This is a genomic window from Flavobacterium sp. WC2509 (assembly GCF_052683105.1).
Window position 1 is genome coordinate 667,808 of record NZ_JBQZFG010000001.1, and the last position, 19,529, is coordinate 687,336.

The 19,529-nt window shown below is 36.2% G+C and carries 6 protein-coding genes; 2 read left to right on the plus strand and 4 right to left on the minus strand.

Annotated features, from left to right (window positions below; translation table 11 throughout):
* Positions 1–109 precede the first annotated feature (109 nt).
* Positions 110–2,821 carry a M16 family metallopeptidase gene (locus ACUN3A_RS02670; RefSeq protein WP_445549808.1) on the plus strand — a complete coding sequence of 904 codons (2,712 nt, stop codon included), beginning with the start codon at positions 110–112 and terminating at the stop codon, positions 2,819–2,821.
* 214 nt (positions 2,822–3,035) lie between these two features.
* Positions 3,036–4,421 (plus strand): class II fumarate hydratase, encoded by a 1,386-nt coding sequence (fumC, locus tag ACUN3A_RS02675; RefSeq protein ID WP_445549809.1) that lies wholly within the window; start codon positions 3,036–3,038, stop codon positions 4,419–4,421.
* Positions 4,422–4,513: 92 nt separating this feature from the next.
* Here fumC and ACUN3A_RS02680 read toward each other — a convergent pair whose 3' ends face one another.
* From ACUN3A_RS02680 to ACUN3A_RS02695, 4 genes are all read right to left on the minus strand, one after another.
* Positions 4,514–5,716: an NAD(P)-dependent oxidoreductase gene (locus tag ACUN3A_RS02680; protein ID WP_445549810.1), complete on the minus strand. Its 1,203-nt coding sequence runs from the start codon at positions 5,714–5,716 to the stop codon at positions 4,514–4,516.
* Positions 5,717–6,082: 366 nt separating this feature from the next.
* The gene (locus tag ACUN3A_RS02685) at positions 6,083–7,015 is read right to left on the minus strand and encodes a PorP/SprF family type IX secretion system membrane protein (RefSeq protein WP_445549811.1); all 933 of its coding nucleotides are present in this window, start codon (positions 7,013–7,015) and stop codon (positions 6,083–6,085) included.
* Positions 7,016–7,100: 85 nt separating this feature from the next.
* Positions 7,101–8,351, minus strand: a complete 1,251-nt coding sequence (locus ACUN3A_RS02690) for a gliding motility-associated C-terminal domain-containing protein (protein WP_445549812.1) — start codon at positions 8,349–8,351, stop codon at positions 7,101–7,103.
* An 82-nt stretch (positions 8,352–8,433) separates the two neighbouring features.
* The gene (locus tag ACUN3A_RS02695; RefSeq protein WP_445549813.1) at positions 8,434–19,425 is read right to left on the minus strand and encodes a tail fiber domain-containing protein; all 10,992 of its coding nucleotides are present in this window, start codon (positions 19,423–19,425) and stop codon (positions 8,434–8,436) included.
* Positions 19,426–19,529: the final 104 nt, after the last annotated feature.

Below are 19,529 nucleotides of genomic sequence, written 5' to 3' on the forward strand. Positions count from 1 at the left end.
AAAGAAGTAATCAGGTTAAAATCAATATGTTTTTTAAAATTCAATAGATTATTCTTTCAAAAAATAATAGTATTTTTACATTAAAATTTAAAATAAATTGCAAAAAAATATGAAAAAATTACTCTTCACACTCTCTTTTTTGTCGTTTTTAATATCAAATTCTTATTCCCAAGAACCTGTTTTTGTTACTTCGGTAGAAGGTATCAAAGAATACAGCTTGCCTAATGGACTAAAAATTTTATTAATTCCAGATGCGGCACAATCTAATGTTGTTGTAAACATTATTTATGGTGTAGGATCTCGCCATGAAGGTTATGGAGAATCGGGTATGGCGCATTTATTAGAACACATGTTATTCAAACGTTCCTCTAAATTTACCGACATCAAAAAAACAATTGCCGATAAAGGGGCACAAGCAAATGGTACCACTTATTATGATCGTACCAATTATTATGAAGTTTTGCCTGCTACTGATGAAAATTTAAAATGGGCACTTGATATGGAATCGGATAGAATGACCACTTCGGCCATATTGCAATCGGATTTAGATAGTGAATTTAGTGTGGTTCGAAATGAGTTTGAAATAAATGAAAATGATCCATCTGGCGTTTTAAATGAACGCATTCTTTCAACTGCTTATTTATGGCATAATTATGGTAAATCAACCATTGGAAGCAAAGAAGATATTGAACGAGTTAAAGCCAATCGACTAAAAGTATTTTATCAAAAATATTACCAACCCAATAATGCAACCCTTATCATTGGAGGAAAATTTGACGAGAAAAAAACGCTTTCTTGGATTAAAGAGTACTTCGCTCCTATTCCAAAATCCAAAAACGAAATTGAACAAACGTATACTGTAGAGCCTGCTCAGGATGGAGAACGATTTGTTGAGCTTAAAAGAAATGGAGATTTACAACATATCGGTATGGCTTATCATACTCCAAGTTATTCAGACAAAGAGTATGCTGCCAATGATGCCCTTATTTCCATAATCACCAATAATCCTTCAGGAGCTTTATACAAAGCATTAGTCGAGACAAAATTATCAACTAGTGTATATGGATATACTTTAACATTAAGAGATCCTGCCTTTAGTTATTTTGCTTGTGAAATCAGCAAAGACAAGGATATAAATACCGTTCAAAAAGCCTTTTTAGAAACTATGAATACCGTTCCTACAATGACTTTTACAGAAGATGATCTTAAGCGTGCTAAAAATGAATTGCTAAAACAATTTGAAAATACCTATAACAAAACCTTGAATTTATCTGTAGCAATGACAGAATTTATTGGAGCTGGAGATTGGAGGCTATTTTTTATAAATAGGGATAATATAGAAGCTTTGACTGTTGCTGATGTTCAAAATGCTGCTAAAAAATATTATTTACAAAGCAACAGAACTTGGGGACGTTTTATTCCAGATGCGAATAGTCAAAGAACGACTGTAAAAGAGACTAAAGATATTGCTGCAGTAGTAAACGGATACAAAGGAAAGGAATTGGAAGCCAACACTGCTACCTTTGAAACCTCTGTTGCCAATATTATAAAATCTACTGAAGAAGGAAAACTAGCTTCGGGAGGAAAGTATGCGCTATTAGAAAAACCTGCCAAAGGAAATAAAATTGAAGGACGACTTTTATTGAGAATGGGAGATGAAAAATCATTAAGTCAAAAATCAATGATTGCAGGTTTAACAGCAAGCATGTTGAAACTTGGAACAAAAACCAGAACTAAAAAAGACATCAACGATCAAATTGATCAATACAAAATCAATTTAAGTTTTACTGGTAGTGTAGATGGCTTATATGTACGAATTAGCACTGACAAAGCCAATCTTAGTAATGCTTTGAACTTGATTCAGGATATTTTAAAAAATCCTTCTTTTGATGCTGCTGAATTTGAGAAACTAAAATTAAAAACCAAAAATGCAATAGAATCAAACCGAAACGAACCACAAGCTGTAGCCAGCGAAGAGCTAACAAAATTAACTTCTTTATATCTTAAAACACATCCATTTTACTCTGAAACTACAGATGAAAGTTTAGCCACATTAAACAAAATTACTATTGAGGATATTAAAAACTTTTATGCTACTTTTTACGGAGGTACAAACAGTATTTCATCCTTCGTGGGAGGAATCGATAAAACGGTTATAAAAAATTTCCTGAACAGTACTTTCGATAATTGGACTGCAAAGGTTGCTTACAAAAGAATTCCAGCTCAATATTTTGATGTAAAATCAACTGAAAAAACCATTCAAATTAATGATAAAACAAATGCTGTTTTACTCGAAAAAATGAATCTAAATATTGGTGAAAAAAGTCCAGATTATCCTGCATTAGAAATGGCAAACGAGTTACTAGGAGGCGGTTCTTTTTTATCATCTAGAATCCCGCAACGTTTACGTGAGACTGAAGGATTAAGCTATGGCGCTGGCTCTTATTTGCAATCTAGCACCTTAGACCCAAAAACAGAATGGGGAATTTATGCTTTTTACAACCCAACTATGAAGGATAAGTTAACAACCGCTTTGAATGAAGAAATTCAAAAAGCACTTAGCAAAGGTTTCACCAAAGAAGAGTTTGATAGTTCCCTAAAATCTTGGTTACAAAGTAGACAAACAGTTCTAGGAACCGATGAGTTTTTAGTTCGTGAGCTAAGAGAAAATATGGATTTAGGAAAAACTTTTAAAGATTATGAAGAGTTTGAAACCAAAGTTAAAAACTTAGATGTTCAAAAAGTAAATGCAACATTCATCAAATATTTTGATCCAAAAAAAATAGTTACTATTAATGCTGGAGATTTCGTTAAAAAGTAATTTTTAGAAGTTACTAAGAAACTAAGATTCTAAGTTGCTAAGATGAAAAAACAAGGCTTTAGATAAATTTATGGAATCCAAATTATTACAAAAGGTATTGATTACTCAATACCTTTTTTTTAGTTAAAACATATTTTATAAATAAAAAAACAAGTAACTTTAATACAAATTACACAATAACACATTCTTTTTCAATTAATTAAACATACACAAAATGAATTTTAGAACCGAAAAAGACACGATGGGAGAAGTACAGGTTCCCTCTGACAGATATTGGGGAGCACAAACCGAACGTTCCCGAAATAATTTTAAGATTGGTTCTCCTGCATCCATGCCAAAAGCTATTATAGAAGGTTTTGCCTTTCTAAAAAAAGCGGCCGCATATACCAATTGTGAATTAGGCGTTTTATCCGTTGAAAAAAGAGATTATATCGCTTTGGTATGTGATGAAATTTTGGAAGGAAAACTTGCTGAAGAATTTCCACTTGTGATTTGGCAAACAGGTTCAGGTACACAAAGTAACATGAATGTTAATGAAGTAATCGCCAATCGCGCTCAAGTGCTAAAAGGACTTAGTATTACCGAAAATGAACCTTTTATCAAAGCCAATGATGATGTCAATAAATCGCAATCCTCTAATGATACTTTCCCAACAGCCATGCATATTGCTGCCTATAAAATGGTAGTCGAAAATACGATTCCAAATGTCCAAAAATTAAGAGATACACTTCAAAAAAAAGCCACCGAATTTAAATCGGTTGTCAAAATCGGACGCACTCATTTGATGGATGCCACTCCCCTAACCTTAGGACAGGAAATTTCGGGTTATGTGGCGCAATTGGATTATGGTTTAAAAGCCGTTACCAATACATTATCGCATTTATCTCAAATTGCTTTGGGTGGCACTGCGGTGGGAACAGGTTTAAACACTCCACAAGGATACGATGTAAAGGTTGCCGAATATATTTCGCAATTTACTGGACATCCTTTTGTGACTGCTTCCAATAAATTTGAAGCATTGGCGGCACACGATGCTATTGTAGAAACTCATGGCGCTCTAAAACAATTAGCGGTTTCTTTGAATAAAATTGCCAATGATATTCGAATGCTCGCATCTGGCCCACGTTCTGGAATTGGTGAAATTTTGATTCCCGAAAATGAACCAGGCTCTTCTATTATGCCAGGAAAGGTTAACCCTACTCAATGTGAAGCCTTGACAATGGTTTGCGCTCAAGTTATTGGGAACGATATGGCGATTACTGTTGGCGGTATGCAAGGTCAATATGAACTGAATGTCTTTAAACCAATGATGGCTGCTAATTTTTTACAATCGGCGGAGTTGCTAGGAGATGCTTGCCATTCTTTCGATATACATTGTGCGCAAGGAATAGAACCTAATTACAAACGCATCGAAGAATTGGTCAACAATTCATTGATGTTGGTTACAGCTTTGAATACCAAAATTGGTTATTATAAATCGGCCGAAATTGCCCAAACTGCTCATAAAAATGGAACAACACTCAAAGAAGAAGCGGTACGATTAGGCTATGTAACTCCCGAAGAATTTGATGAATGGGTAAAACCTGAGGATATGGTTTAAATAATAATGGTTAATTGTAAATTGTTAATGGTTGTTTGCTTGAAATTTATTCAAATACAACAGACTCATAACTCACAATTAACCATTTATAATTATTTTCCGTCTACATAATCTTGTAAATAACTGAAACGTTCAGTGAGTTTTCCGTTTTCGGTCATTTTAGCTCTTTTCAGAATTCCGTCTTTGTCTCCGTTGAAAAATGCAGGAATGACATGTTCTGAGAACATTTCACCAAAACCTTCGCTGGCATCTTTTGGCAATTCACAAGGCAAATTATCTACAGCCATGACAACAATCGCGGCTGGATGAAAAACATCAACTTCTTTATTTTCGCTCGGCAAATAACCATACAAAGGCTCGGCAATAGTCGAAGAACGCAATGTACAAGCGATAGGACCATTGACGTCGCACGAAATATCAGCCACTATTTTTATTTTACAATCGTTGGCTTGCAACATTTCACGAGTCAATATAATGGGAGCATCATTAGCATAAAAATGTCCTGTAATATAGATATCCGACACTTTTGTAAATCTTTCAAAATCCGAAATATATTCAGTTGGATTATCATTAAAATCAGTAAAATCAAGTACTTGCCCGTCTTTTCTTTTGTTATAATCTAAAACATCAATCTGAGTATAAACCGCTTGAGTGAAATTTTTAGTCAAATAGTTCTCAACCGAAACTTCTTTGATTTTCATGGCATCCAAAATCTCTTTGGCTCCATTCCCTACTTTTCCAGTTCCGGTAACTACAATTTTTAAAGGAGGTAAAATCTGCCTTTTCAAATGTGTAATTAAAGCATCTCTGCCTGAAAGTGTTTCGGCTTTTGGCATTTTGAACAATTCAAATTTTATTCCGAAAGCACGAAAAGCGTTGTAAACACCAACCATTCCAGCATAACGTCCAAAACCAATTAACCTGCGATTATGAGAATCTATGATAGTTTCATGGTCATACAAATCAATATTTTTCTCTAAAATAGCTTGTAATAACTTTCTGTTGTACGGTTGTTTTTTGATGGTATGCGAAAAAAAGAAATAGGCTTTATTAGGAATTAAATCATCAACAGGAACTTCTTTTACTCCAAAAAGCACATCACAATCACTGATATCATTTGTCACTTCGATCCCCATACTTTGATATTGAGCATCTGTAAAAATACGAATATCCGAACTTTCCACTTTTACAGTACAATCTGGATGCAATTGCTTAATTTTCGTTAATTCATTTGGAGAAAAAACAACTCTACGATCTGGCGGGTTTTTGCGTTCTTTTATAATTCCGAATTTCATTTTAAATATTTTAAAATATAACTTTATATGTATTTTTTGTTACAAATATAACAAAGTAAATCAAATCACCACTATCCTGAACAATAAATTTATCGCAGCTATAATAATGAGGCAATTACTGCAGTCATTAAATAAAAGCATATTTAATTTTAAGATTTAAGTGGATTTACTGTTACTACAAAAAAACAAGTATTTGTAACTTAGTTTACGAATGAAAAGACATCTCGTAAGGGGGCAAAAGTAACCTTATTTTTCAAGGAGTCAAAGCTATTATCAGTTAAAAACTGATGACTTATGATAATCATTGTTTTTTTGGGGGCATAAAGCAAAACGATTACTGTAGCATAATAATTTCCTATAATGTATTTAAAAAAATCTGTCTGAAAAGTTTCTTTTTGTCTTGTCAAAAATTTCATATCGCAGAAAAAACTCATACGTTCCATCATAATTTGTAACAAGATCTCCCACTTCAAAGTCATAACCATACCCTAAATAAAGTAAATTTGAAATTTGGAAACCAGCCATAGCACTCATCACCTGATTATTTCGATAGGAAAGCCCCAGAGTCCATTTATCAATAAAAATAAAATTAGCCGAAATGTCATACTTAAATGGAACATCATTAACAAAAGTCCCTAGAAATGTAGGCTTAAATCGTAGAGAACTGGACAGATCAAAAACATATCCCGCCATTAAATACAAAGGCAAATCAGGCCGAATTACAGAATTATCATTACGTTCATAATGCTCTGTTTCTAAAAAATAAGGAACAGAAATCCCAAAATAAGATTCCTTTGACTGTAAATAAACACCTGCACCAACATTAGGCGAAAACTGATTATCTACATTATTCTCAAAACTTGGATTTCCAGGATTATATATGTTCAGTTTTGTAAAATCAATATTAAGTAAATTCCCCGAAGCTTTCAATCCAAAATACAACTGGTACTTATAATTGATTGGAATATGATAGGAGAAATCTACAGAAATATCAGTCTCCTCAGATGGGCCGATCTCATCATGAATAATTGTCAAACCCAAACCTAACCTTTTTTTGATTGGTGTATTGAAAGCCAAATTGGAAGTAACCGGAGCTCCATCTATACCATTCCACTGATTACGATACAGTCCAAACATGCTAAAAACTTCGCGAGATCCAGCGTAAGCAGGATTTATACTCGAAGTATTGTACATGTATTGGGTATATTGTGGCTCCATCTGAGCATGCATTATTGTGTTAGTAAACAATAATAACATAATAAAACTCCGGAAGGTTTGCTTATTATTTGTTTTAATCATATTATTTTTAATTATTGTATGTTTTCCTTTCAATGCTCAAAAACTTTCAAAACAACTGATGATTTTATTCTCTATTTGCTAAAACCTATTCCCTCTTAATATACAAATAACCAGAGTGTTCTTTATATTTATCGGCTGTACTTTTTCGATACTTTATCACATAAAAATAAGTGTTTTCTTTTAATTTAGTTCCGCTACCATACTTATTACCTCCTGAAGCTTCTCCAATAAATACATTACCATGCAAATTATATCCAATAGTTTGATACACTTGATCTCCCCAACGATCATAAATGGTTACTACATTATCTGGGTATTTTTCTATGTTTCGAATTATAAATACTCCATCTTCATAATTCCCATTATCAGGTGAAATTCCGTTAAAGATTTCTAATTCATTACCAAGATTAGGGTCACCATTATTTGGCTGTAAATAATCGGGAATACCGTTTTTATCACTGTCGATGGCATCATCTGGAATTCCATTTCCGTTTGGATCGGCGTTTTCATCTTTGGTAGGTATTCCATCATCATCATCGTCAGGATCCAAATAATTAGGTATACCGTCATTATCTGTATCGTTTGTTACTCCTTCTGCACTGTCAAATAAGCCATCTCCATCACTATCTGTATCAACAGGAATACTGTTTATACATCCAATACCTATTGCTTGTATTCCTGCTTTCATGATACCACTGAGTGTACTGTTTTCAACAGTCCCAGAAGCTCCCGCTGTTCCAAGACTTTCCCATGCATTTCCATTCCAACCCACTAAGCGCAATAACGAGGCATCATTAAATCCTGTTCCAAAAAGTTGTGGAATAGAAACTGTTATTGTTAACCCTGCTCCTGTCCCTCGCACTGCTTGCCAATCCCATTGCCCAGCTGTGCTTACTGCAGAAATTTCACCCGAAACTAATGTTACTGGATGAAATAAATTTCCATTGGTTGGATCTCCAATAATAGTTGGATCTCCTACTATCCAAGCAACTGCATAAACATCAGAAGGATTTGAAGGCGCAGAAATAGACAGAGTTCGCAAATCGGTTCCAGATCCTACAGGAAATACAAAAGGTTCTGAGCCATATTTTTTCACATAACCGTTTATGTGGTGACCATCATCAGCATTTGTATAATTCCCACTACCTATTGTCCAAGAATAATAACCTGGGTTAGCTGTTCTGGCTGTAGCCCAAGAAATGCTCGTTCCAAAAGAAACTGGTCCAAAAATACCCATTTCGCCACCGCTGAAAATATAATTCTGTCCTTGAATCATTGATGAACAGAACAGTAAAACACTGATGATTATATGGAAGAAATGTTTGTTTTTCATCATTTGATGATTCGGTTATTCGTTAATATGGTTGTTTTGCAGGAACGTTGCATTACTGAGACCGAGACGTTGCAATGCAACGTCTCTACGATTTTTTCTCTAACAGCTGTTTCACAATCGCTTTCAGCTCGTCAATTTCTTTTTGCTGCTTATCGTTTTTAGCTTTTTCCTCATCAATTATTTTTTGCTGTTCTTGTATCGCATTGGTCAAAACTGGAATCAACGCATCATAATTAACAGAAAGTATTTTGTCTTTATCTGTACCTTCAAACACGACTCCTTTTTGAAAGATTTTTTTCAAATCCTGAGCAATAAAACCTATTTCATGCAAATCGTAGTTGTTACTTGTCAGCATTCTCTTTTTATCATAAGCAACAGGTCTCAACTTCATTACATCTGCAAGACCATTTTCTACTTTTGTAATGTTCGTTTTCAGGCGTTCATCTGAAGTATTGGTAAAAGATCCATTTGAAAAAACAGTACCTCTTAGAAAAGTAGTTGTTGTGTTTGAATCTCCAATAGTAGTTGTATTTGTTCCGTTTCCAATAATTCCAGCCCCTATAACAATTTCATTTGTTGCTCCAGCACTAGATGTTGTATTTGCCCCTACATACACTGAATTCGAACCATTATTACTACCCGCTCCAGCAGAATATCCTATTGCTGTATTATTTTCACCAGTAGTAATATTATAAAGTGCATTGTATCCTAAAGCGGTATTGAATCTGCCTGTTGCCGCCTGCGCAAGTGCATTTTGCCCAAAAGCTGTGTTGTTAGCGTTTGCACTTCCATAAGAAGTAATAGATTTAGTACTTACAAGCAAACCTGTATTGACATTGTTAGAAGCGTCTTTTATGGGTTTCAAAGTGGCATCAACTCCACCATCAACAACAAGACCGCTTCCACCGCCACCGCCACCTGAAGACACACTACCGTCCGCCATAAGGTATTCGCTGGCTTTTCCTTTCAGAGTTTTAAAACCCTCGGCTCTTACAAATCCTGTCACTTCCACCTTTTCTTGTTGGCCTGAAAAAGAAGTCCCCCCGATATTAAGTACACCGCCATCAGGCAATAAGGCAAGATTTGAAGCAGAAGATGCCTCTTCTCCCTTGGTTGTTAATCTAAAAAAAGGAGTTCCAGATCCTTTATCAGTTATAATAGCCATCGTGAGGGGATTAGTTGCATCAGATGTTCTTATAATAAAAGGCGTATTATTTCTAGTTGATGTATTTGTTACTACCATTAACGTACCTGAACTATCGGGATCGATAATATCACCTACATAAAAGGTCCCCGTCTCGGTACCCATACGCCAACGCTCCTTATTATTGCCTTTAAATATAATATCCGAAGAGTTTGTAGTTCCAATAAAACTAGTTTCGGTTACTGCATTCCCGGAAAAAGACCAAGCATTCGTAACAGAGTTGGTAGATACTGTACCATCGGCCATTAGGAATTGGCTTGCGGTTCCGCCTGGAACTTTAAAGCCAGTTGCCCTTACGTTCCCGTTTACTTCTACTTTTTCGCTTGAAGCTGTAAAAACATCACTTCCAATATTAAGATTCCCTCCATCTGGCATGAAAGAAAAATTTGAAGGAGAAGCGAGAGTCTCTCCCTGGGTGCTTAGTTTAAAAAGACGTTGTCCTAATCTTGTGATCGTTTGAATAGACATAACAAGGGGACTCGCAGTATCAGCAGTTTTTATAATAAAAGGCGTACTATCGGCACCAGTAGCATTTGTTACTACCATTAATGTTCCTGAACTTGTAGGGTCGGCAATATCACCTACATATAAAGTACCTGTATCAGTTCCCATACGCCAACGCTCCTTATTATTACCTTTAAATACAATATCCGCATCGTTAGTAGTTCCAATAAAATTAATATTTTCGTCTATTGAATTCCCTAGAAGCGACCATTGGTTAAAGCTTGTAGATGTACTACCATCAGCCATAAGGAATTGGCTGGAAGTTCCGCTTGGAATTTTAAAACCGGTTGCTCTTACATTCCCATTTACTTCTACTTTTTCGGTTAAACCAGTATAATCATTATATCCAATACTAAATAAACCTCCACTTGATAGATAACTTACATTTGCGGGAACAATAGGGCTCCCAGTTCTAAAGGCATCTACAGAAAAAAAGTTATTCGGCGCAAGTCCAATATCCTGAATAGTCATAACAAGAGGATTAGCATCAGATGTTGCTATTGAGAATGGAGCTGTAGAAGCCGAACTGCTTGTTGTTATAAGCAATGAACCTGGATTTGTATTAGTTCCCACAGATAATTTTCCATTTGCATTGTTTACACGCATTCTTTCAATATTATTGGCTTTAAACACCACATCCTTGTTATCGGTAGTTCCGATAAAATTAGTGCCAGGAATTGTTCCCGAATTTCCAGTAAGCGACCAATCATTTGAAACCGGACCAGTAGATGTGCTGCCATCAGCCATGAGGTATTGACTTGCGGTTCCTCCTAAAGTTTTAAAGCCAGTTGCTCTAACTTTTCCGTTTACTTCCAATTTTTCGTTTAAACCGGTAAAATCGAAATATCCGAGATTAAGAACTCCTCCTTCAGACAGCAAGGAAAGACTTGCCGGAGTAGAAACAGTATTATCACCTACAAAAGTTTTTATCTCGAAATACTTGGAACCTCCTGCTAGATGAGTTTTAAATTCCAAATTAAGAGCATTATCTATATCGGCAGTTTTTATCGTTAAAGGCGTACTATTGGTTGTGCCGCCTTCTGGTATTATGTACACCGATCCTGCACTATTGACATCGTTGAGGGCACCTACATAAAGTCGTCCCGTATCCGATCCCATACGCCAACGCTCTCTATTATTGGCTCTGAAAACAATATCACTATCATCGGTAGTTCCAATGAAATTTATAGATTGATCTGTCCCTGCATTTCCATTAAGTGACCATTCGTTTGTAAATGAACCTGTAGAGATGCTACCATCAGCCATTAGGAATTGACCTGAAGTTCCATTTGGAATTTTAAAACCAGTCGCCCTTACATTTCCATTTACCTCCAACTTTTCGCTTAAACCCGTAAAATCATCTTTCCCAACACTAAGTATCCCTCCTTCGGAAAGCATTGAAATATTTCCAGGAATATTATTAGCCGAAAAAGCACTGATGTCAAAATAATGAGGTCCCGTCCCAGCACCAAAAGCTTGAAAAGCCATAATAAATGGGTCTGGATCATTTGTAATTATCTTAAAAGCATCATTTTTAGAACCCTCACTGGTGGTATTTATACTTAATTTGGTTGGACTTACAGCGTTCCCAATTTCAACTTGTCCAAGTGATTGATTCAAACGCATTCGTTCAATATTATGAGCTTTAAACACTAAATCCTTGTTATTGATAGTTCCAATAAAATTAGAATCATCGCTTATATTATTTCCAGTTTTTGACCAAAGATCAACTGCATATCTATTAACAAAAGCTGTAGTAGCAATTGAAGTGTCATTATCTCCAAAAGTAGGAGTTACAGCATTAGCATCACCCGTAAACACAGGCGAAGCCAAGGGTGCATAAGCTGTATTATCGTAACTGATAGCAGTACCAGTCATTCTCACTAAACCTGTACCATTCAATTGGGTTTTCTCACCTAATTTGGTATTAACACTAGCGTTTATATCTGCTTGAGTAACACCTGCTAAAGTTCCAATATTTGCATAAGGATTGCTATCGGTTATTTGGGATACCCCATTTGTCTTGTCTGCTTTTAAATTCAAAGCAGTTTGTTGCGGTCCTGATACAGGTTTATTAGCATCACTTGTATCATCTACATTTGCTAAACCAACTTGGCTTTTAGTCACGCTATGCGGATTGCTTGTATTGGCTATATGCGCTTGATTCGCATCAGATACCGACTTTAATAAATTGGAAGTTGGTACCAAAGTATTAGAAGCCGAAATGACAGCATCGAGTTTTACCACCCCTTCTTGAGAAGTAGTAGCCGATTGAAACTGCTTTTCGAGTACTACCCAACAAGTTCCATCAAATTTAATTACATCTCCTTTCAAAATATCAGCTGTAGCACACATATGGAGATGATTTACAGGTCCTCCACTCGCAACCGTTACATCATAAGTCCAACCTTTTTGTGCTGTTGGTGCACCAACAAGAGTAGGAGTATTTGTAGCGGCATTCCAAACTCCTTGATATTGCTGCAAACTGGCAACTGTCTCATCCACATATTTTTTATTCGCTAAATAATTATCACCTAAGGGCGCTATATCAGAAGCAATAGGGCCAGTAAATACTGTTTCTTCAAGACCTGTATTAACATTAGTTTGTTCGAATTGATTTCTTAAAACATCAGCAACGAGATAAGCTGAAAACAAAACAGAACCAGGAGAGCCTACACTAAAAGCTTTTCCAATTCTTACTCCAAAAGGCAAGCTGGAAGGATCATGGGTAAAGCCTCCTGCGGTGCTTAAAAAAACAGATGCATTTTGTTTATAGGCTGAAGTATTGATATTATGAGAAACATATCGTAAATACACTTTACACAAAGCTCCTGCAGCAACATTTTCTATTACTACTCCATCAAATCGTGCCGCAGCCGATGAATTAGCATCCGAAATCGCTATTTTTTTATTATTGGAAGCATCAACATCTGTAATATGAACAGCAATTGGAATATCTGTAGTTCCTGAAATTGCTCCACCTGTATTTATTGCTTCAAAATAATCCTGCTTTATTTCGCCTTCAACCAACATTCGTTTCCAGCCTGCACTTGTATTCAAATATTGCCCTTCTTGAGAATTACCTGTAGTTGCTGTTTGATAAACCTGCAATCCTTGGGCAGGAGTACTAATTGCATTACGTTGTGCTTCCGTTTGTCTTGGCATCAGTACTCCTTTGGTTGTGCTCTGCACGTTTAATATAGCAGAATCGTCATCTGTGGTTCCACCTATCAATACATTTCCTTTATCGGTAATACGAGCGGCTTCAGTATCAATGCCAGTTGCCGTTTTTACTTTGAAAGAAAGCTGTCCTTTACTTTTATCTCCTCCTGTTTGAGCCGTAATGCTTGCCGCTGCATAACCAGCTCCATTTTCGTCATTTGTAAATTGAAGCGCATTTATGGCAGTATTCGTTGTTGCCACTTTGGTATTTAAATTTACATTCCCCCCCACTGTCATCGTTCCATTTGGTGACAAACGGGTAGGATTAGTTGTTTCATCACCAATGAAATCTAGATTTTTTCCATCTAATGTAACTTTACGATTATCCGTTAGTGTACCATCTTTGGTATAAATATTTCCTTCGTCCGTAATCTTTGAGTCAACATAACCCTTATTTGCAATAGCTAATGGATCTGTAATACTGTTGGTTGTAATATCCGGAACTTTTGCAGTTCCAGTAAAAACAGGTGAATTTAGAGGGGCTTTCAAATCCAGTTCTTTTCGTACTGCATCTTCCGATGGAGCAGTTGCTGCATTATTTAATAAGATAGATTGCGAAATGACATCTGCTTTTACTTGCGCGACTGAAACATCTACATATTCTTTTGTGGTTATTGATTTTACATCACTCGTTGCTGTTGGTGTAACTGCCTTAGCAACACCAGTAAACGTAGGCGATGCAACAGGTGCTTTTAAAACCAAAGCATCGTAAACCACATTTTCAGAAGGAGCTGTAACGGTTTGACCATCTGTAATTGTTTGGGATACCACCGAAGTTTTGGCCTGATTTACCAGATCATCGACATAACTTTTATTTACAATGGAATTCTCAGCAGATAATACATTTATAGGAACTGTTTTTGGTGTCCCCGTAAATAATGGTGAATCAAGAGGTGCTTTTTTATTCAATTCTGTCTGCAATCCTTGTATGTCTGTAATTGCGGCAACTTCCCCTTTTGTTACCAATCCTTTTGCATCATACGTAATTTTGGTATTGGTTCCTGCGGTAATAGCAGGATTGCTCTCTGATTTCTTACTTAAAGCATCAAAAACTGCATTTTGGGATGGTGCTTTATTAATTTCTCCATCAATAATTTGATCTTCTATTTTAGCATCTACATAAGTAATATCAGCTTTTAAGACATCTTGGGAATCAACATAAGTTTTATTTGCTTTTAAAGCATCTTGGGAATCAACATAAGTCTTATCGGCTTTCAAAGCATTCTGAGAATCAACATAAGTCTTATCTGCTTTTAAAGCATCTTGAGCAATAACAAAGTTTACATCTGCTTTCAAAGCATCCTGTGAGTCCACATAACTTTTATCTGCTTTCAAAGCATTCTGTGTGTCAACATAACTTTTATCTGCTTTTAAAGCATCTTGAGTATCAACATACGTTTTATCCGCTTTCAAAGCATCTTGGGAATCCACATAACTTTTATCCGCTTTTATACCAGCTAAAATAAGAACTGAGGTTTTATCTGCTTTTAGGGCATCTTGACTATCAACATACGTTTTATCTGCTTTCAGAGCATCTTGGGTATCAACATAAGTTTTGTCTGCCTTTAAGGCATCTTGTGAATCAACGTATGTCTTATCTGCTTTTAATGCAACTTGCGTATCAACATATGTTTTGTCAGCTTTAAGCGCATCTTGTGTATCTACATACGTCTTGTCTGCTTTCAGAGCATCTTGACTATCAACATAAGTTTTGTCTGCTTTTAAGGCATCTTGATTATCGACATACGTTTTATCTGCTTTCAGAGCATCTTGCGTATCAACATATGTTTTATCTGCCTTTAAAGCAACCTGAGTATCAACATAAGTCTTATCTGCTTTAAGGGCATCTTGACTATCAACATAGCTTTTATCCGCCTTTAGAGCAACTTGAGTATCTACATATGTTTTATCTGCTTTCAGAGCATCTTGGGAATCAACATAGCTTTTGTCTGCTTTCAAGGCAACTTGCGTATCGACATACGTTTTATCTGCTTTCAGAGCATCTTGCGTATCAACATAAGTTTTGTCTGCTTTTAAGGCAACTTGCGTATCGACATATGTCTTATCAGCTTTAAGTGCATCTTGATTATCGACATACGTTTTATCTGCTTTCAGAGCATCTTGCGTATCAACATAAGTTTTGTCTGCTTTCAGAGCATTTTGAGTATCAACATAAGTCTTGTCTGCTTTAAGGGCATTTTGACTATCAACATAAATTTTGTCCGCTTTTAGGGCATTTTGGGAATCAACATAAGTCTTGTCTGCTTTAAGGGCATCTTGACTATCAACATAAGTTTTGTCTGCTTTTAGGGCATTTTGGGAATCAACATAGCTTTTATCCGCCTTTAGAGCAACTTGAGTATCAACATATGTTTTATCTGCTTTCAAAGCATCTTGTGTATCAACATATGTTTTGTCTGCTTTTAGGGCATTTTGGGAATCAACATAACTTTTATCCGCCTTTAGAGCAACTTGAGTATCTACATATGTTTTATCTGCTTTCAAGGCATCTTGTGTATCAACATAAGTCTTGTCTGCTTTCAAGGCATTTTGGGAATCAACATATGCCTTATCTGCTTTAAAGGCATCTTGACTATCTACATACGTTTTATCTGCTTTTAAATCTAAAGCAGTTTGCTGTAGAGTAGATACTGGCTTATTGGCATCACTTGTATTGTCTACATTTGCCAATCCAACTTGGGCTTTGGTAACACTATGCGGATTGCTTATATTGACAATATGTGATTGATTTGCATCAGAAACTGCTTTTAATAAATTAGAAGTAGGCACTAAAGAAGTGGAAGACGAAATAGTCCCATCCAATTTTACCATACCTTCTTGACTAGTCGTCGCTGATGGATACTGCTTTTCGAGCACTACCCAACAGTTTCCGTCAAACTTGATGACATCCCCTTTCAGAATATTTGTACCAGCACACATATTAGTATAATTTACTAGCGCTCCACTGGCAACAGTCACATCACGAGCCCAACCCCTTTGGGCTATTCCCGCAGCTTCAAGAGGAGGTGAATTTGTAGCAGCATTCCAAGCTCCTTGATACAGCCGTGCAAAAGCAACCGCCTCGTCTACATATTTTTTATTCGTTAAATAAGTATCGTCCAATGGTTCTAAACTGGAAACTACACGACCAGTAAAAACCGTTTCATCAACACTATTTTTAATACGTTCGTATTGATTTCTAAAAAAATCAGTCACAGGATAAACGGTAAACAAAATAGCACCTTCAGTGGGACTTATATTTAGAATTTTCCCTACATCAACTCCAAAAGGCAAACTGGAAGGATCATTCGTAAAGGTTCCTCCTGTATTTAAAAAAATGAATGCATTTTGCGTAAAAGCCGAAGTATTGTTATTAACAGAAATATATCTCAAATAAACTTTACAAATACCACCTGGAAGAACATTATCTATCACTACTCCGTCAAATCGTGCCTTGGCCGTTGTAGTAGGATCCGAAATATCTATATTTTTAGCATTGGTAGCATTATCAATACCTGTGATATGCACAGCAATGGGAACAGTGGCGTTTCCAGAAATCGTTACTCCCGAAGTGTTTTTTGCTTCAAAATAATCCTGCTTTATTTCACCTTCAAGTAACATTCTGCTCCAGCCAGTACTCGTTTTTAAGTATTGTCCTTTTTGCGAATCGCTGGTATTATCTGTTTGATATACAAGTAATCCTTCTGGGGCAGCACTATTGATTGCATTACGTTGCAGTTCTGTTTGTCTTGGTATCAATACCCCTTTGGTTGTACTTTGGACATTTAGCACAGCATAATTATTATCTGTAGTGCCACCTATCAAAACATTCCCTTTATCTGTCATACGCGCTACTTCGGTATCAACACCTGCAGTTGTTTTTACTTTAAATGAAAGCTGTCCTTTTGCCTTATTATCGCCAGTTTGAGCTGTAATACTTGCTGCGGCATAACCAGCTCCGTTTTCGTCATTTGTAAATTGAAGTGAATTTATAGGAGCATTTGTTGCTGTCACTTTGTTATTTATATTTACATTCCCACCTACCGTCATAGTTCCATCGGGAGCCAAACGAGTAGGATTAGCAGCTGTACTTCCTACAATTTCAAGATTTTTACTATCTAATGTAATCTTACGATTATCCGTTAGCGTGCCGTCTTTGGTATAAATATTTCCTGTTGAAGTAATCTTTGAATCTACATAAGTTATATCTGCTTTCAAAGCATCCTGAGCATCAACATAAGTTTTATCTGCTTTCAAAGCATCTTGCGTATCTACATACGTTTTATCTGCTTTCAAGACATTTTGGGAATCAACATATGTTTTATCTGCTTTTAAAACATCTTGACTATCGACATAGGTTTTATCCGCTTTCAAAGCATCTTGGGTATCAACATACGTTTTGTCTGCCTTTAGAGCAACTTGTTTATCGACATAAGTTTTGTCCGCTTTCAAGGCATCTTGAGTATCAACGTATGTTTTGTCTGCCTTTAGAGCAACTTGCGTATCAACGTAAATTTTATCCGCTTTCAAGGCATCTTGTGTATCAACATACGTTTTGTCTGCCTTTAGAGCAACTTGCGTATCAACATAAGTTTTATCTGCTTTCAAAGCATCTTGCGTATCTACATACGTTTTATCTGCTTTCAAAACATTTTGGGAATCAACATATGTTTTATCTGCTTTTAAAACATCTTGACTATCGACATAGGTTTTATCCGCTTTCAAAGCATCTTGGGTATCAACATACGTTTTGTCTGCCTTTAGAGCAACTTGTGTATCGACATAAGTTTTGTCCGCTTTCAAGGCATCTTGAGTATCAACGTATGTTTTGTCTGCCTTTAGAGCAACTTGCGTATCAACGTAAATTTTATCCGCTTTCAAGGCATCTTGTGTATCAACATACGTTTTGTCTGCCTTTAGAGCAACTTGCGTATCAACGTAAATTTTATCCGCTTTCAAGGCATCTTGAGTATCAACGTATGTTTTGTCTGCCTTTAGAGCAACTTGCGTATCTACATACGTTTTATCTGCCTTTAGAGCATCACGCGAATCAACATAAGTTTTATCTGCTTTCAAAGCATCTTGGGTATCGACATAGGTTTTATCTGCCTTTAGAGCAACTTGCGTATCAACGTAAATTTTATCCGCTTTCAAGGCATCTTGGGTATCAACGTATGTTTTGTCTGCCTTTAAAGCATCACGCGAATCAACATAAGTTTTATCTGCTTTCAAGGCATCTTGTGTATCAACATACGTTTTGTCTGCCTTTAAGAGCAAAGCATCATGAACCGCATTTTCAGAAGGCGCTGTTGTGGTTTGCCCATCCGTTATCGTTTGAGAAACCACTGAGGGATTAGCCCCTGAGACAGCATTGTCGACATAGCTTTTATTGGCAATGGCATCAGCTGAAGAAGTCGCATTTATTGGTGTTGTTTTTGCGGCTCCTGTAAATACCGGCGAATCAAGAGAAGCTTTTTTATTCAATTCAATCTGCAGTCCTTGTATATCTTGGACAGCGGCAACTTCTCCTTTGGTTACCAATCCTTTTGCATCATACGTAATTTTGGTATTGGTTCCCGCAGTAATAATCGGATTACTATCCAATTTGTTGTTTATTGTTCCTTCAATAACTGAATAAGGAATAGTTTTTAGCACTCCTGTTGTTTTATCAATAATCACAAAATCTCCATGGGAAGTATCTCCTACACTTAAACCATTAATTGCAAATGTATTGATTGCCGTAGTAGTTAATATTGTAGGCTGTGTCAAACTGCCGCCTAACTTGACTACTCCTGCCACGCTGGTCAGACCGTTATCTGCGGAAAGCAATCCTGTAGCTGCTGACTGACTGATACCAATCCATTTTGAGCCATCATTATAATAAAATCCTGGTGTAAGTCCTGATACAGTTGCAGTATTATAGACAATCATACCCGCTACATGCTGTGAAAGAGGTGTGGCCAGTGATGGATTTGCCAATTGCAGGCGCGGCAAAAGAAATCCCTTATTTGCCGATTCGATTTCCATTATCGCTGAGGAGTTAACAACCGTTGGATTATCCCCAACCTTTATTTGTGCAGATACAGCAGTTTGAAAAACTAAAAATATAAAGACACTCCACTCTATGGTTTTTGTAATGACTTTCATTTATTTCAGGTTTATTATATTAATATGTAGGCTTTTTTAAATAAAATCCTTCCAAATTTTTCTTAAAGTTACACCTTTTTTAACATAAAAAAAACCTAAAACAT

What these genes read in the sequence shown, in the direction of transcription:
- ACUN3A_RS02670 (WP_445549808.1), top strand. Translation starts at nt 110, where the DNA reads ATGAAAAAATTACTCTTCACACTCTCTTTTTTGTCGTTTTTAATATCA.
- fumC (WP_445549809.1), top strand. Translation starts at nt 3,036, where the DNA reads ATGAATTTTAGAACCGAAAAAGACACGATGGGAGAAGTACAGGTTCCC.
- ACUN3A_RS02680 (WP_445549810.1), bottom strand. Translation starts at nt 5,716, where the DNA reads ATGAAATTCGGAATTATAAAAGAACGCAAAAACCCGCCAGATCGTAGA.
- ACUN3A_RS02685 (WP_445549811.1), bottom strand. Translation starts at nt 7,015, where the DNA reads ATGATTAAAACAAATAATAAGCAAACCTTCCGGAGTTTTATTATGTTA.
- ACUN3A_RS02690 (WP_445549812.1), bottom strand. Translation starts at nt 8,351, where the DNA reads ATGATGAAAAACAAACATTTCTTCCATATAATCATCAGTGTTTTACTG.
- ACUN3A_RS02695 (WP_445549813.1), bottom strand. Translation starts at nt 19,425, where the DNA reads ATGAAAGTCATTACAAAAACCATAGAGTGGAGTGTCTTTATATTTTTA.